At 59.3% G+C, this 504-nt stretch carries 1 protein-coding gene; it reads right to left on the bottom strand.

Features of this window, described 5'->3' with window-relative positions:
* On the bottom strand, nucleotides 1-504 hold a 504-nt coding region (locus tag SB816_RS29795; RefSeq protein ID WP_410547966.1), incomplete at both ends, for an IS3 family transposase.

The raw sequence follows: 504 nt of genomic DNA, 5'->3' as shown, positions 1-504 counted from the left end.
CAGCCGTTCGCTGTAGCGGATGCTGACGTATTGAGACCCTCTGTCGGAATGATGAATCAAAGTCCCGTCCTCACCCGGTTGGCGGGCGTACAGCGCTTGTTCAAGTGCATCCAGAACGAAGTCCGTGGTCATCGACGAGCTGACGCGCCAGCCAACAATACGGCGGGCAAACACGTCGATCACGAATGCCACGTACAGCCAGCCTTGCCATGTCGAGACATACGTAAAATCCGACACCCAGAGCTGATTCGGTCGGTCAGCCTTGAACTGCCGGTTGACTCGGTCCAGCGGGCGCGGCGCGGTCACCTCGGGAATCGTCGTGCGAACACGCTTACCGCGAACTGCGCCACGCAAGCCCTGCAGTTTCATCAACCGTCCGACCGTGCAGCGTGCCACTGCAATGCCTTCCCGGTTCATCTGCTTCCAGACCTTCGGCACGCCGTAGACCTGCATGTTGGCCTGCCAGACACGCTTGATCTCCGGTTGCAAAAGCTCATCGCGTTT

Origin of the sequence: Achromobacter sp. SIMBA_011 (genome assembly GCF_046535435.1) — a bacterium.
GTDB lineage: Bacteria > Pseudomonadota > Gammaproteobacteria > Burkholderiales > Burkholderiaceae_B > Achromobacter > Achromobacter dolens.
This window is presented reverse-complemented; position numbering and strand designations above follow the sequence as displayed.